Source organism: Nocardia sp. NPDC058519, assembly GCF_042719755.1.
Lineage (GTDB): Bacteria > Actinomycetota > Actinomycetes > Mycobacteriales > Mycobacteriaceae > Nocardia.
The window spans coordinates 260,131-280,542 of record NZ_JBHXNK010000003.1 but is presented as its reverse complement, the minus strand read 5'-3'; the positions used below and the strand labels follow the sequence as shown (position 1 = coordinate 280,542).

The 20,412-nt window shown below is 68.5% G+C and carries 21 protein-coding genes; 11 read left to right on the top strand and 10 right to left on the bottom strand.

Annotation, left to right across the window (positions count from 1 at the left end; translation table 11 throughout):
• Positions 1 to 8: 8 nt before the first annotated feature.
• Positions 9 to 1,649, top strand: coding sequence for a glucose-6-phosphate isomerase (gene pgi, locus ACFWPK_RS05625; RefSeq protein ID WP_378913373.1), 1,641 nt, complete (start codon positions 9 to 11; stop codon positions 1,647 to 1,649).
• Here pgi and ACFWPK_RS05620 read toward each other — a convergent pair.
• The 4 genes from ACFWPK_RS05620 to ACFWPK_RS05605 form a co-directional block, all read right to left on the bottom strand.
• A complete protein-coding gene (locus tag ACFWPK_RS05620; protein WP_378913372.1) occupies positions 1,618 to 2,184 on the bottom strand; it encodes a potassium channel family protein in 567 nt (188 codons plus the stop codon). The genes pgi and ACFWPK_RS05620 overlap by 32 nt on opposite strands.
• An 84-nt stretch (positions 2,185 to 2,268) precedes the next feature.
• Complete coding sequence (locus tag ACFWPK_RS05615; protein WP_378913371.1) at positions 2,269 to 2,940, bottom strand: nucleoside/nucleotide kinase family protein; 672 nt, start codon at positions 2,938 to 2,940, stop codon at positions 2,269 to 2,271.
• Between the two features lie 56 nt (positions 2,941 to 2,996).
• Positions 2,997 to 4,625, bottom strand: coding sequence for an acyl-CoA dehydrogenase family protein (locus ACFWPK_RS05610; RefSeq protein ID WP_378913370.1), 1,629 nt, complete (start codon positions 4,623 to 4,625; stop codon positions 2,997 to 2,999).
• A 19-nt stretch (positions 4,626 to 4,644) separates the two neighbouring features.
• Positions 4,645 to 5,250 carry a TetR/AcrR family transcriptional regulator gene (locus tag ACFWPK_RS05605; RefSeq protein ID WP_378913369.1) on the bottom strand — a complete coding sequence of 202 codons (606 nt, stop codon included), beginning with the start codon at positions 5,248 to 5,250 and terminating at the stop codon, positions 4,645 to 4,647.
• A 63-nt stretch (positions 5,251 to 5,313) separates the two neighbouring features.
• Between ACFWPK_RS05605 and ACFWPK_RS05600 the strand changes: the two genes are divergently transcribed.
• Positions 5,314 to 6,105 (top strand): crotonase/enoyl-CoA hydratase family protein, encoded by a 792-nt coding sequence (locus ACFWPK_RS05600; RefSeq protein ID WP_378913368.1) that lies wholly within the window; start codon positions 5,314 to 5,316, stop codon positions 6,103 to 6,105.
• Positions 6,105 to 7,394 (top strand): hypothetical protein, encoded by a 1,290-nt coding sequence (locus ACFWPK_RS05595; RefSeq protein ID WP_378913367.1) that lies wholly within the window; start codon positions 6,105 to 6,107, stop codon positions 7,392 to 7,394. The genes ACFWPK_RS05600 and ACFWPK_RS05595 overlap by 1 nt, the downstream gene beginning before the upstream one ends.
• Here the strand turns inward: ACFWPK_RS05595 and ACFWPK_RS05590 are convergent, their stop codons facing one another.
• Positions 7,395 to 8,084, bottom strand: coding sequence for a TetR/AcrR family transcriptional regulator (locus tag ACFWPK_RS05590; RefSeq protein ID WP_378913366.1), 690 nt, complete (start codon positions 8,082 to 8,084; stop codon positions 7,395 to 7,397).
• Positions 8,085 to 8,141: 57 nt separating this feature from the next.
• Between ACFWPK_RS05590 and ACFWPK_RS05585 the strand changes: the two genes are divergently transcribed.
• Complete coding sequence (locus ACFWPK_RS05585) at positions 8,142 to 8,834, top strand: DUF4386 family protein (protein WP_378913365.1); 693 nt, start codon at positions 8,142 to 8,144, stop codon at positions 8,832 to 8,834.
• Here the strand turns inward: ACFWPK_RS05585 and ACFWPK_RS05580 are convergent.
• Together ACFWPK_RS05580 and ACFWPK_RS05575 are read right to left on the bottom strand one after the other, a co-directional pair.
• Positions 8,783 to 9,484, bottom strand: a complete 702-nt coding sequence (locus ACFWPK_RS05580) for a TetR/AcrR family transcriptional regulator (RefSeq protein ID WP_378913364.1) — start codon at positions 9,482 to 9,484, stop codon at positions 8,783 to 8,785. The genes ACFWPK_RS05585 and ACFWPK_RS05580 overlap by 52 nt on opposite strands.
• A 44-nt stretch (positions 9,485 to 9,528) precedes the next feature.
• Positions 9,529 to 10,827, bottom strand: a complete 1,299-nt coding sequence (locus tag ACFWPK_RS05575; RefSeq protein WP_378913363.1) for an alpha/beta hydrolase — start codon at positions 10,825 to 10,827, stop codon at positions 9,529 to 9,531.
• A gap of 132 nt (positions 10,828 to 10,959) precedes the next feature.
• On the opposite strand from ACFWPK_RS05575, the gene ACFWPK_RS05570 reads away from it, so the two are divergent.
• Entirely contained in the window at positions 10,960 to 13,062 is a 2,103-nt protein-coding gene (locus tag ACFWPK_RS05570; RefSeq protein ID WP_378913362.1) for a bifunctional lysylphosphatidylglycerol flippase/synthetase MprF, read from the top strand.
• On the opposite strand, the gene ACFWPK_RS05565 is transcribed toward ACFWPK_RS05570, so the two are convergent.
• Positions 13,059 to 13,751 (bottom strand): pyridoxamine 5'-phosphate oxidase family protein, encoded by a 693-nt coding sequence (locus ACFWPK_RS05565; RefSeq protein WP_378913361.1) that lies wholly within the window; start codon positions 13,749 to 13,751, stop codon positions 13,059 to 13,061. The two genes, ACFWPK_RS05570 and ACFWPK_RS05565, sit on opposite strands and share 4 nt — an antisense overlap.
• 79 nt (positions 13,752 to 13,830) lie before the next feature.
• On the opposite strand from ACFWPK_RS05565, the gene ACFWPK_RS05560 reads away from it, so the two are divergent.
• The 3 genes from ACFWPK_RS05560 to ACFWPK_RS05550 all read left to right on the top strand — a co-directional run bounded on the left by ACFWPK_RS05560 (position 13,831) and on the right by ACFWPK_RS05550 (position 16,966).
• The gene (locus tag ACFWPK_RS05560; RefSeq protein WP_378913359.1) at positions 13,831 to 15,207 is read left to right on the top strand and encodes a PLP-dependent aminotransferase family protein; all 1,377 of its coding nucleotides are present in this window, start codon (positions 13,831 to 13,833) and stop codon (positions 15,205 to 15,207) included.
• A gap of 71 nt (positions 15,208 to 15,278) precedes the next feature.
• Positions 15,279 to 15,524 (top strand): DUF2630 family protein, encoded by a 246-nt coding sequence (locus ACFWPK_RS05555; RefSeq protein ID WP_378913358.1) that lies wholly within the window; start codon positions 15,279 to 15,281, stop codon positions 15,522 to 15,524.
• Positions 15,521 to 16,966 carry a dihydrolipoyl dehydrogenase family protein gene (locus ACFWPK_RS05550; RefSeq protein WP_378913357.1) on the top strand — a complete coding sequence of 482 codons (1,446 nt, stop codon included), beginning with the start codon at positions 15,521 to 15,523 and terminating at the stop codon, positions 16,964 to 16,966. The genes ACFWPK_RS05555 and ACFWPK_RS05550 overlap by 4 nt, the downstream gene beginning before the upstream one ends.
• Here ACFWPK_RS05550 and ACFWPK_RS05545 read toward each other — a convergent pair.
• Positions 16,959 to 17,828: an Fpg/Nei family DNA glycosylase gene (locus ACFWPK_RS05545; protein ID WP_378913356.1), complete on the bottom strand. Its 870-nt coding sequence runs from the start codon at positions 17,826 to 17,828 to the stop codon at positions 16,959 to 16,961. The two genes, ACFWPK_RS05550 and ACFWPK_RS05545, sit on opposite strands and share 8 nt — an antisense overlap.
• 43 nt (positions 17,829 to 17,871) lie before the next feature.
• On the bottom strand, positions 17,872 to 18,612 hold the full coding sequence (gene cobF / locus ACFWPK_RS05540) for a precorrin-6A synthase (deacetylating) (RefSeq protein WP_378913355.1): 741 nt from the start codon (positions 18,610 to 18,612) through the stop codon (positions 17,872 to 17,874).
• 58 nt (positions 18,613 to 18,670) lie between these two features.
• Here cobF and ACFWPK_RS05535 point away from each other — a divergent pair, with 58 nt between their 5' ends.
• From ACFWPK_RS05535 to ACFWPK_RS05525, 3 genes are all read left to right on the top strand, one after another.
• The gene (locus ACFWPK_RS05535; RefSeq protein WP_378913353.1) at positions 18,671 to 19,474 is read left to right on the top strand and encodes a thymidylate synthase; all 804 of its coding nucleotides are present in this window, start codon (positions 18,671 to 18,673) and stop codon (positions 19,472 to 19,474) included.
• Complete coding sequence (locus ACFWPK_RS05530; protein ID WP_378913352.1) at positions 19,471 to 19,956, top strand: dihydrofolate reductase; 486 nt, start codon at positions 19,471 to 19,473, stop codon at positions 19,954 to 19,956. Before ACFWPK_RS05535 ends, ACFWPK_RS05530 begins: the two co-directional genes overlap by 4 nt.
• A 126-nt stretch (positions 19,957 to 20,082) precedes the next feature.
• Positions 20,083 to 20,409, top strand: coding sequence for a cupin domain-containing protein (locus ACFWPK_RS05525; protein ID WP_101465662.1), 327 nt, complete (start codon positions 20,083 to 20,085; stop codon positions 20,407 to 20,409).
• The last annotated feature ends 3 nt before the right edge of the window (positions 20,410 to 20,412 follow it).

Below are 20,412 nucleotides of genomic sequence, written 5' to 3'. Positions count from 1 at the left end.
CTCGGGTCGTGAGCAGCGACATCACCGAGTCTTCGGCCTGGCAGGCACTGCGCAGCAATCACGGCACTGTTGCACCGATGCATCTACGACAGCTGTTCGCCGATGACCCGGCACGCGGCCGCGAGCTGACGCTGCAGGTGGCCGACCTGCACATCGATTACAGCAAACATCGCGTGACCCGCGAAACCCTGCGCCTGCTCGCCGATCTCGCGCACACCGCGGGTGTGCCGCAACGCCGTGACGCGATGTATTCGGGTCAGCACATCAACACTTCCGAGGACCGCGCGGTCGGCCATATCGCGCTGCGCCTGCCGGTCGGCGACCAGCTCTGTATCGACGGCACCGACGCCGACGCCGAGGTGCACGACGTCCTGCGCCGGATGGGCGAGTTCGCCGATTCCGTGCGCTCGGGTAAGTGGCGCGGCGCGACCGGCGAACACATCGAGACCATCGTCAATATCGGCATCGGCGGCTCGGATCTGGGCCCCGACATGGTGTATCGCGCACTGCGCCACTATGTCGACGCGGGCATAGACGCCCGGTTCGTCTCGAATGCCGATCCCGCCGATCTGGTCGCCAAGCTCACCGGACTCGACCCGGCGACCACGCTGTTCATCGTCGCGTCCAAGACGTTCTCGACGCTGGAAACCCTTACCAACGCGACCGCCGCGCGCCGCTGGCTGGTCGACGCGCTGGGCGAGGACGCGGTCGCCAAGCATTTCGTCGCGGTGTCGACGAACGCGGAGCGGGTGGCCGACTTCGGCATCGACACCGCGAATATGTTCGGTTTCTGGGATTGGGTCGGCGGCCGCTACTCGGTGGATTCGGCGATCGGTCTTTCGGTGATGGTGACCATCGGCAAAGAACGGTTCGCGGAGTTTCTCAGCGGAATGCACGCCATGGACAAGCATTTCGCGACCGCGCCGCTGGAAGAGAACGCGCCGGTGCTGCTGGCGATGCTCGGCATCTGGTACTCGAATTTCTTCGGCGCGGAATCCCGTGCGGTACTGCCTTATTCGAACGATATGGCCCGATTCCCCGCCTATCTGCAGCAATTGACGATGGAGTCCAACGGCAAGTCGGTGCGCGCCGACGGCACCCCGGTGACCTCGTCGACCGGCGAGATCTTCTGGGGCGAGCCGGGTACCAACGGGCAGCACGCCTTCTACCAGCTCCTGCATCAGGGCACCCGCCTCGTCCCCGCCGACTTCATCGGCTTCGCCAGGTCCACCGACGACCTGCCGACCCTCGACGGCACCGGCAGCATGCACGACATCCTGATGAGCAACCTGTTCGCGCAGTCCAAGGTGCTGGCATTCGGCAAGACCGCGCAGGAGATCCGCGCCGAGGGAACCGACCCGGAACTGGTGCCGCACAAGGTGATGCCGGGCAATCGGCCGAGCACCACGATCCTGGCGGCGGAACTCACGCCGTCGGCGCTGGGTCAGCTGATCGCGCTCTACGAGCACCAGGTGTTCGTCGAGGGCATCATCTGGGGTGTCGACAGTTTCGATCAGTGGGGTGTCGAGCTGGGCAAACAGCAGGCGCTGGCTCTGATGCCGTTGCTGAGCGGGCCGGAAAAGCCGGTGTCAGTGGGTGATTCGTCGACCGACGAGCTCATCGATTGGTATCGGGCGCACCGCCGCTGACCTCCTTCGCGGCCCTGGTCGCGGCCTGGATCCGGCCGGTCACACTGGTGGTGACGATCGTGAGCAGGGTGCCGAGCACCACCAGGTCGAACAGGATCTGCACCATCGTCGCGATGCGCGCGACCTGGCCGACAGCGTGCACATCGCCGAAGCCGACGGTGCCGAGAGTGACCAGCGTGTAGTACAGCGCGTCGGTGCGGGTTTCGAGCCCGACGAATTGCTCCGGATGAAGTTGCTGCAAGCGGTAATAGAACAGCGCGAACACCACGCCGACGATGCATACGAGCAGCAGCAACCCGTCGACCTGCCCGCCCGGGGCGGTCGGATCCCGCAGGTAGTTCTCGATCCGCCGCCAGACCAGCCAGCCGAGTCCTGCAACGCCCGCGAAGAAGATGAACACCCCCGCCAGCCGCCCCGGCCACGCGGCGAGCTCGAACATCCACCCCACCGGCACGCTGTAGTACAGCAGCACCGCGAACAACGCCGCCGCACCGTTGCGCACCGCATGCTTGGGGAACCGCCGACCTCGCGTCATCACTCCATGATTGCCCCGGAGGCGCCGATTTCCGTGCCACACGCGCCGGGCAGGTCTGGGTCGTGAATACCCCGTGCGGACGAATCAGGTCACGCGGTAGCTGTGCCCCTCGGCGGTCAACACGTGGTCCGCGCGGTTCCGGCTCGCGGCGATGAGGTCGGCGTTGCGCAGGTCGCTGCCCGTTACCTTCGCACTCGCCTGAGCCGGTGTCCGCCCGCCGGCGGTGTGCCGGTCGAGCAGTCGCTCGGTGAGGATCGATCGCGGCGCGTCCAGGTACCAGCACGCGTCGAGTAGCCCGCGCACCTCAGCCCAGCCGGGCGCCTCGGCATCGGTCAGCAGCAGGTAATTCCCTTCGACGATGACCACGCGTTCGTCGCACACGACCACACCGGCGTCGGTCGGCTCGTCGATGGCCCGATCGAACAGGGGCCACGGCACCGGGGCGCCGACCGGGGTTTCCCGGAGCAACCGCAGATCAGCGACGAACCCGGCCGCGTCGAAGGTGTCCGGTTCGCCTTTGCGTGCCAGCGCGTTCCGCGCCCGGAGCACGTGATTGCGTAGGTGGTAGCCGTCCATCGGTGCGACGACCGCGGGCCGCCCGGACGTGCTCAGCTCGGTGCGAAGACGCTGCGCCAGTGTCGATTTTCCGGCACCTGGCGGACCGGCGATCCCGAGCAGGAACCGCGCACGGCGCACCGGTATCCCTCGGGCCAGCTCGCCCACCGACAGCACCCCGCTCGCCCAGGTCACCGCCATACCCTACCGACGAGCTCACCGGGTATCGGGTGAGCTCGTCGAGGAGTACATCGGGCTCAGCGCACGTCGACGAATCCGCGCTCGAGGATCGCGCCGGTGTCCACGCCCGCGGGCAGGGTGCCGAAGGCGATGCCCCAGTCGCCACCGAGGCGCGTCGCGCAGAAGGCGTCCGCGACAGCGGGGTGACCGTGGCGCACCAGCTGGGCGCCTTGCAGGACCAGCGCCATCAGTTCGACGACGCGGCGGGCGCGGTATTCGAAGTCGGACAGGTCGGTGAGTTCCTTGCCGACGCGGTCGATCGCGTCGTCGAGGCGCGAATCGGCACCGCGGGCCAGACCGACCTCGGCGAAGTACGCCTCGACCGTCTCGGGCTGACGTCCCATGGCGCGCAACGCATCCAGCGCCGCCACATTGCCCGATCCCTCCCAGATCGACATGAGCGGCGCCTCACGGTACAGCCGCGGCATGCCCGATTCCTCGGCATATCCGTTGCCGCCCAGGCATTCCAGCGCTTCGGCGGCGTGTGCGGGAGCACGCTTGCAGACCCAGTATTTGGTGATGGCGAGGGCGATCCGGCGCAGCGCCGCTTCGGCCGGGTCGCTGCCCGCGCGATCGGTGGCACCGGCCAGTCGCATCATCACCGTGGTCGCCGCGTCCGATTCGATGACGAGGTCGGCGAGCACATTGCGCATGGCGGGCTGGTCGATCAGCTTGGCGCCGAAGGCTTCTCGATGCCGGGCGTGATGGATCGCGCTGACCGCGCCGAGCCGCATGCCGGTGGCCGAGCCGATCACACAGTCGAGGCGGGTCATGTTGACCATCTCGATGATCGTCTTCACGCCCGCGCCCTCGGCGCCGACGAGCCAGCCGGTGACGTTCTCGTATTCGATCTCCGAGGACGCGTTGGACTTGTTGCCCAGCTTGTCTTTCAGCCGCTGGATGCGGATGGGGTTGCGGGTGCCGTCGGGCAGCACGCGCGGCAGCAGGAAACATGACAGGCCACCGGGGGCCTGCGCGAGGGTGAGGAACATGTCCGACATGGGCGCCGAGGTGAACCACTTGTGCCCGACGACGCGGTACGAGCCATCGGGTTGCGGTGCGGCGGTGGTGGTGTTGGCCCGGACGTCGGAGCCGCCCTGCTTCTCCGTCATCGACATGCCCGCGATGAGCCCGGCCTTGGTCGACGGTTCGCGCAAGCCGAAATCGTAGGTGCGCGAGCCGAGCAGCGGCTCGAAGCGCGCCGCCAGTTCGGGATTGTGGCGCAACGCGGGCACCACCGCGTACGTCATCGAGATCGGGCACATGTGTCCGGCATCGGCGACGCCCCAGGTGAAGAACTTGGCGGCGCGAGCGGTGTGCGCGCCGGGCCGCTCGTCCAGCCACGGCGAACCGTGCAGACCGTGCGCCACCGCGACATTCATCAGGTCGTGCCAGTGCGGGTGGAATTCCACCTCGTCGACACGATTACCCCAGCGGTCGTGGGTGTGCAGCACGGGCGGGTACTCGTTGGCGAGCCTGCCCCACTCCTGGGCTTCGAAACCGCCTGCCAGCGCACCGAGTTCGCGCACCTCGGCTTCGGCCCAGCCCGCTCCTTCGCGGTGCAGGCCTTCCAGCAGCGCGGGGTTGCGCGCGGCATCGAAGGGGATCAGCGGTGGCGCCTGGTTGAACACTTCGTGGGTCGGCATGTCGTGGCAACTCCTTCGACTACAGCGTTTCCGGGCGCGCACCGAGTGCGCGCACGGCGAATGCAACCAATTCGGGGATGACGGTCTCGGCGTGCGGAGCGGCGGCCAACGGGCCGACGAGCACCTCGCCGATCGCGCCGACAAGGGCCGCGGCGGTCAGGCTCGAGTCCTGCGCGGGCAAGTGGCCTTCGGCGACACCGTGTGCGATGGCGGTCTCGAACGACGCGGCGAACGCGCGCCGGAATTCCAGCCGTTGCGTGTCGACGGCGGCGTCGACGGGCTCGGCCAGCAGCACGTAGGCCAGTTTCGGGTTCTTCAGCGCACGGCCCGCGAAGGTCTCCACCGCGGCGGTGACCCGCCCGACCACGTCACCGTCGGCCACCGCGGCGCGTACCGCGTCGACCTCGCGGGCGACCACCGTCTCGAACACCGCCGCGACCAGTTCGGCCTTGTTCTCGAACTGCTTGTACACGGTGCCGGTCGCGATGCCCGCCTCGGCGGCGACCGCGGCCATCGACAGCCCGGCGAACCCGTCACGCGAGAGCACGCCGGTGGCACCCTGCACGATCAGCGCCCGTTGCGCGTCGAGCCGGGCCTGCACGGCCGGGGTCCTGCGGTACACCATGTGAAGAAGTGAACCATTAATTCACCTCTTCACACAAGGGCACCGGGTCCGTATGGTCGAGGAATGGAACAAACAACCGGGCAGCCCGCTTCAGTGCGCGTCGAGCACGCAGGCCCGGTCACGACGGTGATCCTGAATCGCCCGCAGGCCCGCAACGCGGTGGACGGCCCGACCGCCCAGGCGCTGGTGGAGGCCTTCCGCGCCTTCGACGCCGACCCCACCTCCTCGGTGGCCGTGCTGTGGGGCGAACACGGCACGTTCTGCTCCGGTGCCGACCTCAAAGCCCTCGGCACCGAGAACAGCAATCACGCCACCGAAGACGGTGACGGTCCGATGGGCCCGACCCGGCTGCGCCTGTCCAAGCCGGTGATCGCGGCGGTCTCCGGGTACGCCGTGGCGGGCGGGCTCGAATTGGCCCTGTGGTGTGACCTGCGAATTGCCGAGCAGGACGCCACTTTCGGTGTCTTCTGCCGCCGCTGGGGCGTCCCGCTGATCGACGGCGGCACCGTGCGCCTGCCGCGCATCGTCGGCGAGGGTCGCGCACTCGACATGATCCTCACCGGCCGCCCGGTGAGCGCGCCCGAAGCGCTGCAGATGGGCCTGGTCACCCGGGTCGTCCCCGCCGGCGATGCCCGCCGCGTCGCCGAGGATCTGGCCGCCCAGCTCGCCGCACTTCCCCAAACATGTCTGCGCACCGACCGCGCCGCCCTGTACGACCAGTACGGCCACCCCGAGGAAGAGGCGCTGCGCGTCGAATTCCGGCACGGCATGACCGCCCTGTCCGGCGGCGCGCTCGACGGCGCCGCCCGCTTCGCCGCGGGCGCGGGCAGGCACGGTAGCACCGACCACCGCTGATGGACCGCCTCACCGTCGTCGACGAGATCTTCCTGCGCACCCATCGCGGCATGGGCACCCCCATCGCCCTGCAGGGGCTGTGGCGCACCACCGATGCGATGCAACCGGCTCTCCTACAAGCGATTCATGATCGCCTTCGCCTCGGTCACCTCGGACGCAGAGTGGTCGACCCCCGAGTCCCAGGCGCCCGCCGCAGCTGGCGCCCCAACACCAGAGCCCACCCCCTGGACATCACCGTCGGCCCACTTCCCGAGAGCGAAATCCTGCCGTGGGCCGACACTCTCGGTGCCGATCTCGACCCGGAATTCGCCCCCGGCTGGCGCCTGTCCGCCGCCCGTGTCCATGACGGCGGAACTGTTGTCGCCCTGACCTGTTCGCACGCACTGGCAGACGCCCGTGGCTTGATCCACGCCGTCACCGCCGCCCTTCGATCGCTCGAATCCACCGCCCCCGATGCCTCGCCTGGGCAGGAAAGCTCGGGACTCGGACGTAACGGCGAACTGCGTAGTCGCACAACTACTTCGGAATGGGCAGACGCGGCCTCCCAATGGGCCACCATCTTCGGCGGCACCGCACGCGCGCTGCACCACAAGCTCTCCCTGGCACGCCCGGCACCGGATGCTTCCCCTGTTCGTACCGCACGCAAAGCCGACACCACCGACCGGTACCTGCGGCCGCTCCTACTCACCTTTGATACCGCCCACTGGGACGCCACCGCGACCACCCTCGGCGGAACTCCGAACAGCCTGTTCATCCACTTGATGGCAAACATCCTGTGGCAGAACGGCTTCCCGAACCCGACGATCGTGGCAAGCCTTCCGGTGGATACCCGCGACGAACCCCGGGTCGACAACGACCTCGCGATGACAGAGATCGCGATCCAGCGCACCGACACTCCCGCGACAATTCGCGATCAGGCCAAAGCCGCCTATCAGCGCCGAATGTCGAGCCCCGCAGGACTTCCCGAGGAGATCCTCCAGGTACTCCCCGACCGCTGGGCCTACGCCCTCACCAAGGGCGCGGGTGAACGAGACATCCTGTGCTCCAATATCGGCCCCCTACCCGACGCCGTGCGAAAAGTCGGACCGCACAACTGCACCCGGGTCGCCGCCCGCGCCATCCACCCCGACATCACTGCCTTCCCCCGCACCCGACTCGCGGGCTACCTCTCCCAGCTCGACGACACCTACACACTCGCCCTGGTCGGTCTCGCCGCCGACAACGAATTCCTGCCCGATGCCATCGACAAAGCCTGCGCGACAACCGGATTACACCCGCACCCTTGGTAGTCAGTCGGCAGCTATCCCAGTGAGCAACGCACGCAAGCCCCACACGAACTGATCCTGCGAATTCCATGCCGCCATCGCGTCCACCTGTGCGGCAGTGCGCGGCCAGCGATCGGCATCGAGCAGCGCGAGCCCCTCTCTGCGTAGCGCGGTCCGCTCGGATTCCGGTGCGAGCGGCGGCTTTCCGTCGGTCTCGGCCACATTGAGCGCGATCCCACCCAGCACCTGCACGATCACCGCGTACACACCGTGTGCCTGCCGCGCCTCGGACAACCCGCCCCGGGCCAGGCACCCGAACAACGCCTCGCCGACATCGCCGGCCGCGGGCCCGTCCATCGGCCCCGACATCATCAATATCGCGACCGCGGGATGCGCGAGCAACTCCGCGCGCAGGCCGAGCGCGAACTGGATCACCGCGCCGGTCCACTCCACGCCGAGATCGCGCAGCGGTGCGAGTGGCACCGCCGAGAGCACGCGTTCGATCACGGCGCGCTCCAGATCGGCCCGGCTCGCCACGTAGGTGTACACCGCGTTCGGGTTCACCCCGAGCTTGCCCGCGACCGCCCGGATCGACAGCGCCCCGCTGCCCCCCTCGTCGAGCAGCTGCAGCGCGATGTCGACCACCTGCTCCTCGGTGAACGAGCGCCGAGCCGGCCGCGACGCGCCGACACCTGTTGACTTCGCCTTCGACATGCGGTGGACTGTACCCCGTACAGTTACCTGTACTCCGTACAGCCAGAATGGATTCTCATGCGGAACAAGATTCTCATGCGGAACAATCCGTACCCCACCATCGCGCTGCTGATCGGCGCCCCGATTCTGATGAACCTCGCATTCGTCGGCCTGGGGATCGTGTTCGACTACCCGGACGTCCTGCAACTGCCCGCCACCGAAATCCTCACCCGATTCCGGGCCGAGCAGCCCGCGATCGTCACGCTGTTCAGCCTCCTCGCGGCCGCTGCCTGCGCTTTCATCCCGCTGTCGATCCTGATCGGCCGCCTCGACGACTCACCAACGATGCGCTGGGCGGTGCGGGCAGGCGTCGCCGCCGCCGTCGTGCAGGCGATCGGCCTACTGCGCTGGCCCCTGCTCGTCCCGTCCCTGACCGACCCGGACACCTTCGAACGACACCACACCCTGCTGGGCACCCTCCTCGGCGAAACCGCCGGCTACACCCTCACCGCGATCTGGACAGCCCTGGTCATCGCCGCACTGCGCACCCCGCGCTGGTTCGCCGTACTCGGCTACACCAGCGCCGCCGCCATCGCCACCGGCGTCGTCATCCCATTCGGCATCGAGCCCGCCGCCGTCGCCAACTTCCTCGGCTACCTGTTGTGGAGCGTGTGGCTGCTGGCCTTCGCCGTGCTACTGGGCAGGGGTTTGTTTCCGCGTCAGGTCGCCGTCATCCCGATGAGCAGCACGCGCAACCCCCAGACGAACTGATCGATGGAGGTCCAGGCGGCCATCTCCTCCAGGTGCGCGGCGGTGCGTGGCCACTGGACCGGATCCAGGTCGTGCAAGGCCGTGCGGCGGGCCGCGATCCGCGCGGATTCCCCAGGCAGCGGCGACTTTCCATCGGTTTCGGCCACGTCGAGGGCGATCGAACCGAGTATGTGCACGAACACCGCGTAGACCCCGTGCGCACGGATCGGCGCCTGCAGTCCACCGCGGGCGAGGCAGACGAACAGCGACTCGGTGATATCGCGCGCCACCGGGTCGTCCGCCGACGGACTGTTCATGGGCCCCGACATGATCAACGCCGTGATCGCGGGGTGGTCGAACAGCTGAGCGCGCACACCGAGCGCGAACTGGATCACCGCCGCGGTCCACTCCACGCCGTCGTCGGTGAGCGGCCCGAGCGCGACCGACGACAGCACCCGTTCGATCACGGCGCGTTCGAGGTCTGCCGAGCTGCCGACGCGGGCACGCACCGCATCGGCGTCCGCCTCGAGCCGCTGCGCCACCGCCCCGATGGACAAGGCCCCCGCGCCGCCCTCGTCGAGGATGGCGAGCGCCGCGTCGAGAACCTGCGCCTCGGTGAGCGATCCCGCCGCACCACCGACGTCCGTACCTGGGGTTTTCGCCTCGGGCATGCGTCGAACTGTACTCCGCGGACACCCGCGGAATCCGTCACCGATCAGGGTGTCAGACCGAGCCGGGTGGCCAGCCACGGCAGCTGATCGCGTAGCCCGTGCGCCCACAGCGCGAAGTTGTGTCCGCCCGGCAGAATCCGCAACCGCACGTCCATTCCCGCGTCTTTCGCCGCCTGATACATCCGCTCCACCTGCGGGCGGTACATCTGGTCGTCGGCGCCGACGACGAACGCGCCCGCGGAATCCGGATACGTCCGCGACCGCAGCAGATCCAGCGGATTGACCCGCAGCAGCGCCTGGAGATCCCCGCCGAACGCGGCGTCCACGGTGCGCTGCCGGTCGCCCAGGGTGGGCTCGTCCTGACCGGACATGTCGAGGAAGGTGGGATAGACCTCGGGATAATTGGTGGCCAGTTGAAGTGCGCAGGTGCCGCCGTACGAGAGCCCACCCACCGCCCAGGAGCGCGGATCCGGATCGATCTGCAGATTCGCCCGTGTCCAGGCAGGCACGTCGACGGCCAAGTAGGTGGCGACCTTGCCGAGCTCGGAGTCAAGGCACAGCGGGTTCGCCAGCTGGGAGCCGGTCCCGTCGGCCACCACAACCACCGGCGCGAGCCCGTTGTGCGCGCGGGCGAAGGAATCCATGGTCTCGGCCAACTGCCCGCCGACGAACCAGTCCTGCGGTGCGCCCGGCTCACCGGCGAGCAGCACCAGCACCGGCAGCAGCGGCCGCGGATTCGCGAAATAGGCGGGTGGCAAATAGATCTGGGCATCGCGAGCGGCGAATCCGGACGCGGTCGGTGGCACCGTCGCGGTCAGCACGCGCCCGTCGTCGGGTAATCCGCCGGGCGCGTGCCATGCGGGCTCGAGTGGACGCGCGCTGATCACCTGCTCGCTCCCGGTCAGCTCACCGGCCTCGACCCGATCGACCTCTTCGACCCCGAGCGCCGCGCCCACCGTCGGGTACGACGCGTACTCCAGGTTGATCCGCACACCCACCGCGACCAGCACGACACCGGCCGCGAGCACGGTGACCATCCCGGTCAACACGCTCGGGCGCACCAGAATCCGCGGCACCACCAAAAACACCGCGGCCACCGCGATCCCGATCAGCACGTACACCGACACCGCGATCGGATCGGGAAACGGCCGCCACAACTCCTCGACGAACAGGTACAGCGCCACGGTCGCCACCACGGCAGCCAGCACCACGATCGGCATGATCGTGGTGACGTATCGCCGTACGCGAGGTAACAGCAACCACACCGCACCCACCGCGCCCACCGCCGTCAACGCCACCGGAAGCCACCCGGAAAGCAACGAAAGATCGGTGATTCGCGTCATCGCTGACCTCCACAGATGCCACCTCGACCGCCCTGGCGCGCGCATCGCGGTCCCGGTACGGCCGCGATGACATACGGTACACAGAAGACCTCACCGCGCCGGTGCGGCGCACTCGCAGCAAAGGGTGGTTCTATGAACGACAACGCGGCTGCCACCGAACCGGCTCCTTCGCGCGGCGTCGCCTTGGCGCACACCGTGATCCGCCGGGTGCCGTTCACCCTCGGCTTCCTCGTCGTGGTCGCGATTGCCGGCCTCGCCACCGGTGGCCTCTGGCGCAGGCTCGACGAGCGTTCCTGGTTTCCCGATATCGCCTACGGCTGGCCCCCGCTGACCGAGGGCAAGTTTTGGACGCCGCTGTCCGGCTGGTTCTTCGGGCTCACTCCCTTCCAATACTTCTGCATGGTGGTCGTTTTCGCGGGCGCGGTCGGCTGGACGGAGTGGCGTCTCGGCACCGTGCGTACTGCCCTGGTCTGTCTGTCGGGTCAGCTGATCGGTGTCCTCGGCGCGTCGGTGACGGTCGGGCTGCTCGCGCACACCCATCTCGGTTGGGCCGACCGGCTTTCCGAGGTGCGCGATGTCGGGTTCACCACCGCGGCCATCTCGGCGTTGGCCGCGGTCTCGGCGTCCCTGCGTTCGCCATGGCGCCTGCGGGTGCGCGCCGTGGTGATGGCACACGTGTCGATCACCTTCCTGTTCGAATCGACCTTCGCCGATCTCATGCATCTCATCGCGGTCGCCGTGTGGCTGCCCGCGGGCGAAAAGCTCTTCAGCCGAACCGAACACGGCTTCTGGCCACGCACTCGACGTGAGGTGCGCATGCTGTCCTTCGCCGGACTGATGGTGATCGCCACGGCCTCGGTGGCGGTGTATTTCTTCCCCGCCGACAGCCTGCTCGGCCCCACCGAGAACGAACGCGGCTCACTCTGGAGCACGATCCTCACGGTGGTGGTGATCGCGGTGGTCGCCGATCAGCTGCGCAAGGGCAGGCGCTGGGCGTGGTGGGGCACCCTCGTCTACGGCCTGCTGCACGTGGTGCTCACGCTGGTGCTGCTCGGCGTGGCCATGGGCACCGACTACGAGACCACCGGCGCGCTGACCGTCGGCACCGCCTTGCTGTGGGCGGGCGAGGTGGCACTGCTCTACGGCGGCCGCGGCGCGTTCCGGGTGCCGGTCCGGCGCAAGATCTCCGGTGGTGCGCTCACCGGCACCGAACCCGGCGACGCGGTGCGCGCCTTGCTCGCCCGCTACGGCGGCAGCACCATGTCGTGGATGATCACCTGGCCGGAGAACAAATACTGGTTCGCCGCCGACGGCGAACGGTGTATCGCCTACCAGCGCCACGCGGGTATCGTCATCGCGCTCACCGACCCGATCGGTCCCGAGGAACTTCTGCCCGACACCATCGCCACCTTCACCGACCGCTGCGAGACCGACGGCCTGGTCCCGTGCCTGTTCTCCACCACCCGGGCCGTCGCGGACAGCGCGGGCGAACTCGGGTGGCGCAGTGTGCAGATCGCCGAGGACACCATCGTCGACCTGCCGAAGCTCGAGTTCAAAGGCAAAGCCTGGCAGGACATCCGGTCCGCGATCAACCGGGCGAACAAGGAGGGCATCGAGTTCCACCTCGCCGAGCTGGCCGACCAGCCGTTCGCGGTGATCGAGCAGGTGCGCGCGATCTCCGAGGAGTGGGTGGGCGAGAAGGGTCTGCCGGAAATGGGATTCACGCTCGGCGGGGTGGAGGAAGCCCTCGATCCGGCCGTGCGGGTCGGGCTGGCGATCGATGCCGAGGGCAGTGTGCACGGCGTCACCTCCTGGCTGCCCGTCTACGGCCCCGGCGACGAGATCCGCGGCTGGACGCTGGACGTGATGCGCAGGCGCCCCGACGGCTTCCGTCCCGTCGTGGAATTTCTCATCGCCTCGGCCTGCCGCGAGTTCAAAGAGGAAGGCGCCGAGATCGTTTCGCTCTCGGGGGCACCGCTGGCGCGCAGTGCGAGCACCGACGGCGCCGAACCGATCGATCGTCTGCTCGAAGGGCTCGGCGCCGCGATCGAACCGTATTACGGCTTCCGGTCATTGCATTCGTTCAAAGCCAAGTTCCAGCCGCGCCACGAGCCGGTGTACCTGTGCTATCGCGACGAGACTGACCTGCCCCGCATCGGCGTCGCCCTGACGAAGGCCTACCTACCCGAGGTCTCGGCCAAGGACCTGATGGCGCTCAGCGCGGCCGGGCATTAGGGGACCGGCACTTCGATCGGTGTCACCCGTCCCGCGACATCGGCGGGCACTTCGATGCCCGGCTCCAGATTGCCTGCCGGGATCGGCTCGCCCCAGACCTGTCGCAGCGGCAGCACACCGGCCCATACCCCGCCGGTCGCGATGTCGCCCTCGTCATCGTTCGGTCCGCCCGAACGCACCTTCACCGATGCCTCGGTGAGGTCGAGCGCGAGCACCATCGTCGCCGCCATCTCCTTGCGGTTGGGCGGCCGCACCCGATCCCAGGCACCGGGCGCGGCGTGCTCGACGATCACCCGAAGGGCGTTGTCGCGCTCGGCTTCGTCGGTGACCAGCACCGCCCTGCCCCGAATCACCGCGCAGCGGTAGTTCATCGAGAAGTGCATGGCCGAGCGGGCGTACACCAGCCCGTCCACGTGGGTCACGGTGAGGGAGATATCGGTGTCGATCGCGGCGCGCAGATTGCCTGCTCCGGTGGATCCGTGCAGGTAGAGGGTGTCGCCGACGCGCCCGTAGATGGTGGGCAGCACGACCGGCGACCCGCCGAGCAGCACGCCGAGGTGGCAGACCAGACCCGCGTCGAGCACCGCGTCGAGTGCGGCGCGGTCGGTGGCGCCGCGTTCCTTGGCGCGGGTCAGCGTGGTGCGTGGGGTCGGCGACAGGGGGTTGTGGTTGACGTCGTGCGTGCTCATAAGATGAGCTTCGCCGAAGAAGTGGACCGTGTGTAGGTCCAATTCAACCGAAGTTCAACAGGCCAATTCGAGGTGGACGATGCTCGACGACCTTCCGATTCCACTCGACCGGACCGCCCCCGAACCACTGCCGGTGCAGGTGGCCGATGCCCTGCGCGCCGCCGCGACCGACCGGGTGCTGCGCGTCGGCGACCGGTTGCCGTCCTCGCGCGCCCTCGCACAGCGACTCGGGGTGAGCCGGGCCGTGGTGGCAGGCGCCTACGACCAGCTGCACGCGGAAGGCTGGCTGACCGGCCGCCACGGCTCCGGCACCTACCTGAGCACCGCCCCGGCCACCGCACCGCCGAGCACCGGCGCGGGCCACGGCACCGATCCCGACGCGGGCCTGCTCGATCTCGGCCCCGGCGCGCCGTGCGCCGAAGCGGTCGACTCCGCCGCGTGGCGCCGTGCCTGGCGCGCGGCAGGCGACCAGGCACCAGAGGCCCGCAAGAACCGTGCGGGCGAGCCGGACTTCCGGGCGGCGGTCGCCGATCACCTGCTGCGCCATCGCGGACTGGCCGCCGGGGCCGGATCGGTGGTCATGGCCACCGCCGGTACCAGCGCGGCGGTGGGTGAGCTCGCCACCGCGCTGCTCCGTCCCGGCGATACCGTCGCCATCGAGGATCCCGGCTACCTGCGAGCCGTCGGCGCGTTCCGAGCCGCGGGCATCGAGGTTCTCCCGGTGCCCGTCGACGGCGGCGGTTTGTGTGTCGACCGGATTCCGCCGGGTGTCCGCGCGGTGTATTGCACACCGGCACACCAGTTTCCGCTCGGCGCGATGATGCCCGCGTCCCGCCGGGTCGAGCTCATCGAATTCGCCAGAAGAACCGCGACTTTCATCATCGAAGACGACTACGACGGCGAATTGCGTTACGATACAGCTCCGCTGCCGCTGCTGGCTGCGATGGCACCCGACGTCGTCGTTCATCTCGGCACCACCAGCAAGATCATCGCCACCACCCTCGGCGTCGGCTGGCTCGTCGCCCGCCCCGATATCACCGACGCCGTGCTCGCCCATCGCGCCGAGATCGGCAGTTCCCCGAGCCCCGCCGGGCAACGGATCCTCAGCGAATTCGCCCGCCACGGCGACCTGTCCCGGCACCTGCGCCGGCTGCGCCGGGTCGTGCCGCCCCGACGCGCTCTGGTCGTGGACGAACTCGCCCGCCGCGGCCTGCCCGTCATCGGTGACGACGCGGGCTCGCACGTAGTCGTCGAACTGCCCGGCCCCACCGCCGAACGCCACGCCGTCGACACCGCCCGCGCACGCGGTGTCCTCCTCGACGGCCTGGCCCGCCACCACCTCGCCGAACCACACCACTTCGGCGTCGCCATCGGCTACACCGCCCTGAACAGCGCCGACCTCGCCCGAGCCATGCCCATCGCCGCCGACTGCCTGGCTGACGCAGCTCGCGAGTAGCCGACCCGTCGCGGTCGTAGCATGGACCAGGACCCGGCATTACCCCTGGCGACTATCGACGAGGTGAGCAAATGACCGATCAGGACATTCTGGCGCGGATCAAAGAGCTGGTCGACGACGAGCACGCCCTGCGAGCCAAGGCCACCGCGGGCGAGATCGACCCGGTAGCCGAACGCAAGCAGCTGGCCGAGCTGGAAGTGATGCTCGATCAGGCATGGGATCTGTTGCGGCAGCGGCGCGCTCGCACCGGCTCCGGTGAATCTCCCGATGACACCGGGGTGCGCTCCCCCCGTGAGGTCGAGGGCTATCTGCAGTGACCGAGGTCGAGTACGACGTCATCGTCATCGGCGCGGGCCCGGCGGGTGAGAACGCCGCCGCCTACGCCATCGCGGGCAGCGACCGCACCGCCGCCCTCGTCGAGCGGGAACTGTTCGGCGGCGAGTGCAGCTACTGGGCGTGTATCCCCAGCAAGGCACTGCTGCGTCCCGGCGCCGTGCTCGGCCTCGGCGAGTCCATGCCGGGGGTGAGCGCGAGCGGCCCGCAGGTGGCCGACATCCTCGCCCGCCGCGACACCTTCGTGCACAACCACGACGACAGTTCCCAGGTCGAATGGGCGAAATCGGCGGCCATCGATCCCGTGCGCGGCGCGGGTCGCCTGATCGGCGAACGACTCGTCGAGGTCGATACCGAGGACGGCGTCAAGGTCCTGCGCGCCCGGCACGCGGTGGTACTGGCGACCGGCACCACCGCCACCATCCCCGACATTCCGGGCGTGCGCGAGGCCCTGCCGTGGACCTCCCGTGACGCCACCAACCTGACCGTCGTCCCGCGCCGGGTCGCCATCATCGGTGGCGGTGTCGTCGCCTGCGAGACCGCGACCTGGCTGGCCGAACTCGGCGCCGAGGAGGTGACCCTGCTGGTCCGGGGCGACCGCGTGCTTCCACGCAGCGAGCCGTTCGCTTCGGAGCTGGTCCTGCGGGGCTTGCGCGACACCGGAAGAGTCACGGTGCGGTTCCATACCGAACCCCTGCTGGTCTCGCGCCGCGATCCCGAAGACACCGGTGTCGGCCACCTCCACGGCGGTCCGGTCACCCTGGTGCTCGACGACGGCGAACTCGAGGTCGACGAACTCGTCGTCGCCACCGGCCGTGCCCCCGCCACCTCGAGTCTCGGCCTCGACACCGTGGGACTGGCCCCGGGTTACATCGAGGTCGACGACCAGCTGACCGCGCGCGAGGTGCCCGGCGACTGGCTCTACGCCGTCGGCGACGTGAATCACCGGGTGGCACTGACACATATGGGCAAGTACCAGGCCAGGGTGTGCGGTGACGTGATCGCCGCCCGCGCCGAGGGCAAACCGCTCGACGGCATGCGGTTCACCGCGAGCGCCGACCACCAGCAGGTACCCCAAGTCGTCTACACCGCACCGGAACTCGCGGCCGTCGGCCTCACCGAACACGAGGCGCGCACCGCCGGATACGCGGTGGACACGGTCGAGCTCGATATCGCCGTCGCGGGTTCCGCGCTCTCGCGCGACGACTTCCACGGCCGTGCGAAGCTGGTGATCGACACCGCCGCCGACCGCATTCTCGGTGCCACCTTCGTCGGCCCCGACATGGGTGAACAGCTCCATGCGGCCACTATCGCGGTGGTCGGGCAGGTGCCGCTGGACGCGCTGTGGAACGCGGTGCCCGCCTTCCCCACCGTCAGCGAATTCTGGCTCCGGCTGCTGGAAGCCTGGCGCGAGAAGACTATTTGAGCAGCCGCGACATCCGCCGGTCGGCGAGCACCTTGCCGCCGGTCTGGCAGGTGGCGCAGTACTGGAACGACCGCTCCGCGTAGGACACCTCGCGCACGGCGTCCCCACATACCGGGCACGGCTGCCCGGTTCTGGCGTGCACCCGCATGCCCGAACGCTTTTCGCCCTTCAACCTGGCCGCGTCCTGGCCGACCGAACGATCGACCGCGTCGAGCAGCACCGTGCGCATCGCGATGTACAACTGCGAAACCTTCTCCGCCGACATCGATTTGGTGTTCGCGAACGGGGAGATCTTCGCGGTGTGCAGGATCTCGTCGGAGTAGGCGTTGCCGATTCCGGCGAGCAGGGTCTGGTCCACGATCGCGGTCTTGATCCGCTGCGAGGTGCTTTTCAGCAGCGCGGCGAATTCGTCCTCGGTCACGCCGAGCGCGTCCGGTCCGAGCCGCGCGATGCCCGGCACCAGCTCCGGATCCTCGACGACATAGACCGCCAGCCGTTTCTTGGTGCCCGCCTCGGTCAGGTCGATCGAGGGGGTCGCGCCCTCGGGGGTGAAGAAATGCACGCGCAATGCCAGCGGGCTCTTTCCACCCGGCTTCGGCGGCAACGGATTCGGCTCATCCACCCAGCGCAACCACCCACCGCGCGACAGATGGGTGATCAACCACAGTCCGCCACAATCCATTCCGAGGAATTTCCCCCACCGCCCCGCACCGGTGACATCCCGGCCGGACAACGCGGTAACCGGCGGATCGAAGGTCTTCACCGCGCTCAAGGCCGCCACGTCGACGCGGCCGACCACAGCGCCGACCGCATGATCCCGAAGGAACTGCGCCAACGCCTCTATTTCCGGCAGTTCGGGCACGATCGCCAGTTTAGCGATCTATCGCCTGTCGGCGCGGGATCCATCAGCCCGCGCGGAGTAGATAAACGTCCATGATCCAGCCCTTTTCCGCGCGTAGTTCCGCGCGGCGGGTCACGATGTCGCGCTCTACCTCGCGCAATTTTCCTTCGATCAGGGTTTCGTCGGGCATGCCGAGATAGGCACCCCACCAAATATGGATATCGTCGCCGCGGACCTCGGTGAACGAGCATTCACCGTCGAGCATCACCACCGTCGACCCCGGACCGAGCCCTTCTTCGCGCAGTCTGCGCCCGGTCGTGACGTGGACGGGTTCGCCGATCCGGTGCAGCACCATCCGGTGCCGGGCGGCCAGCGCGGCGATGCTGGTGACGCCGGGGATCACCTCGTAGTCGAAGTCGGCGCGACCCCGCGCCAGCACGTGCTCGACCATTCGCAGGGTGCTGTCGTAGAGCGCCGGATCGCCCCACACGAGGATCGCGCCGATGCCGTCCACCTGGTCGAAGGCGGCTTCGAGGAGTTCGGAGCGCCGTTCGTGCCAGTCCACGACGACACCGGCGTAGTCCGCGGGGGTGCGCTCGCGCGGCGGATCGGTGATCTCGATGATCCGGTGCGGCGTGTCCACGTGCTCGGCCAGGATCGTGGTGCGCACGTCGACCAGTTCCTGCTTCTCGGAGCCCTTGCCGATCACGAAGAAGGCCTCGGCCTTTCGCATGGCCTTGACCGCCTGCATCGTCACCTGGTCGGGGTCTCCCGCACCGATGCCGATCACGTAGAGCTTGCGCATAGCCGAAGAGCTTGCCAGGTGCCGATCCGCCGAGCCGACCCCCGTAGAATCGCAAGGCGTGGCCACCCCTGATACGCAGTACGAGGATCTGCTCCGGCACGTTCTGGAGCAAGGCACGCCCAAGGCCGATCGCACCGGAACCGGAACCCGCAGCATCTTCGGTCACCAACTGCGCTACGACCTGGCCGAGTCCTTCCCGCTGATCACCACCAAGCGGGTCCACATGAAATCCATCGCCTACGAACTGCTGTGGTTCCTGCGCGGCGACTCCAATGTCACCTGGCTGCGCGAACACGGCGTGACGATCTGGGACGAATGGGCCGACGCCAAAGGTGAACTCGGCCCCGTCTACGGCGTGCAGTGGCGCTCGTGGCCGACCCCCGACGGCACCCACATCGACCAGATCGCCCAGGTGCTGCACACCCTGCGAACAGACCCCGATTCGCGCCGGATGATCGTCTCGGCCTGGAATGTCGCCGATCTGGACAAAATGGCGCTGGCCCCTTGCCACGCCTTCTTCCAGTTCTATGTCGCCGACGGCAAACTGTCCTGCCAGCTGTACCAGCGCAGCGCCGACCTGTTCCTCGGGGTGCCGTTCAATATCGCCAGCTACGCCCTGCTCACCCTGATGGTCGCCCAGCAGACCGAGCTGGAGCCGGGCGAGTTCATCTGGACCGGCGGCGACGTGCACATCTACGACAATCACCTCGACCAGGTCCGCGAGCAGCTCACCCGCGAGCCCTACCCGTTCCCGACGCTGCACCTGCGCCCGGCGACGAGCCTGTTCGACTACACCTACGAGGACATCGAGCTGTCGGGCTATCAGCACCACCCGGGCATCAAGGCGCCGGTGGCGGTGTGAAGCAGATCGGCCTGATCTGGGCGCAGGCGAACGACCGGGTGATCGGCGTCGACAACACCATTCCGTGGCGCGTGCCCGAGGATATGGCCAATTTCCGCGACACCACCATGGGTCACCCGGTGATCATGGGCAGACGGACGTGGGATTCGCTCCCGGCTAGTTTCCGGCCGCTGTCCGGGCGCCGCAACATCGTGGTCACTCGCCAGACTGATTGGTCCGGCGATGGTGCCGAACGCGCCGTGTCGGTGCCCGACGCGCTGACCATGACCGGCGAGTCGGACACCTGGGTGGCGGGTGGCGGCGAGATCTACCGCGCCGCGCTGCCGATGGCGACGACCCTGCTGGTCACCGAGGTCGACACCACCGTCTCGGGCGACGCGTTCGCCCCGGTCATCGGCCCGGAATGGCATGCGGACGACACCCCGTGGCTGACCTCGAAAACCGGTCTGCGCTACCGCATTCGCCACTACACCCGCGGCTGAGGAACACCTGGCCGACGGTCGCGGCAAATGGCTAACGGTCACGGCAAAACGCCCGAACGCGTGGGCACCGTCGGGCATACTCCTTCGCAAGACCTGCCCGCGAGAAGCCTGCGAAAGGCCCGATCCATGGACAAGAAATCGCTGACCGCGGTGGCCCGCCAGCAGTTGAAGCTGGCGGCTACTTCGACGAGTGGCCGGAGCTCGCAAACCCTCATCGGCGGCCACACCCACGCGCTGCGCCAGACCGTCGTCGCACTCGCCGAGGGGCAGAGCCTGGCCGAACACGACAACGCAGGCGATGCCACCATCCAGGTGCTGTCGGGAACGCTGGTGCTGATCGCGGGTACCGACGAGTGGAAGGGCTCGGCGGGCGACCTGATCGTCGTGCCGCGCGCCCGCCACAGCGTCAAAGCCGTCGACGACGTCACATTTTTGCTGACCGTCGCGAAGTAGCAG

Coding starts and splice junctions, on each gene's coding strand:
- ACFWPK_RS05620 (WP_378913372.1), bottom strand. CDS start 2,184: ATGACGCGAGGTCGGCGGTTCCCCAAGCATGCGGTGCGCAACGGTGCG.
- ACFWPK_RS05615 (WP_378913371.1), bottom strand. CDS start 2,940: ATGGCGGTGACCTGGGCGAGCGGGGTGCTGTCGGTGGGCGAGCTGGCC.
- ACFWPK_RS05610 (WP_378913370.1), bottom strand. CDS start 4,625: ATGCCGACCCACGAAGTGTTCAACCAGGCGCCACCGCTGATCCCCTTC.
- ACFWPK_RS05605 (WP_378913369.1), bottom strand. CDS start 5,250: ATGGTGTACCGCAGGACCCCGGCCGTGCAGGCCCGGCTCGACGCGCAA.
- ACFWPK_RS05600 (WP_378913368.1), top strand. CDS start 5,314: ATGGAACAAACAACCGGGCAGCCCGCTTCAGTGCGCGTCGAGCACGCA.
- ACFWPK_RS05595 (WP_378913367.1), top strand. CDS start 6,105: ATGGACCGCCTCACCGTCGTCGACGAGATCTTCCTGCGCACCCATCGC.
- ACFWPK_RS05590 (WP_378913366.1), bottom strand. CDS start 8,084: ATGTCGAAGGCGAAGTCAACAGGTGTCGGCGCGTCGCGGCCGGCTCGG.
- ACFWPK_RS05585 (WP_378913365.1), top strand. CDS start 8,142: ATGCGGAACAAGATTCTCATGCGGAACAATCCGTACCCCACCATCGCG.
- ACFWPK_RS05580 (WP_378913364.1), bottom strand. CDS start 9,484: ATGCCCGAGGCGAAAACCCCAGGTACGGACGTCGGTGGTGCGGCGGGA.
- ACFWPK_RS05575 (WP_378913363.1), bottom strand. CDS start 10,827: ATGACGCGAATCACCGATCTTTCGTTGCTTTCCGGGTGGCTTCCGGTG.
- ACFWPK_RS05570 (WP_378913362.1), top strand. CDS start 10,960: ATGAACGACAACGCGGCTGCCACCGAACCGGCTCCTTCGCGCGGCGTC.
- ACFWPK_RS05565 (WP_378913361.1), bottom strand. CDS start 13,751: ATGAGCACGCACGACGTCAACCACAACCCCCTGTCGCCGACCCCACGC.
- ACFWPK_RS05560 (WP_378913359.1), top strand. CDS start 13,831: ATGCTCGACGACCTTCCGATTCCACTCGACCGGACCGCCCCCGAACCA.
- ACFWPK_RS05555 (WP_378913358.1), top strand. CDS start 15,279: ATGACCGATCAGGACATTCTGGCGCGGATCAAAGAGCTGGTCGACGAC.
- cobF (WP_378913355.1), bottom strand. CDS start 18,612: ATGCGCAAGCTCTACGTGATCGGCATCGGTGCGGGAGACCCCGACCAG.
- ACFWPK_RS05525 (WP_101465662.1), top strand. CDS start 20,083: ATGGACAAGAAATCGCTGACCGCGGTGGCCCGCCAGCAGTTGAAGCTG.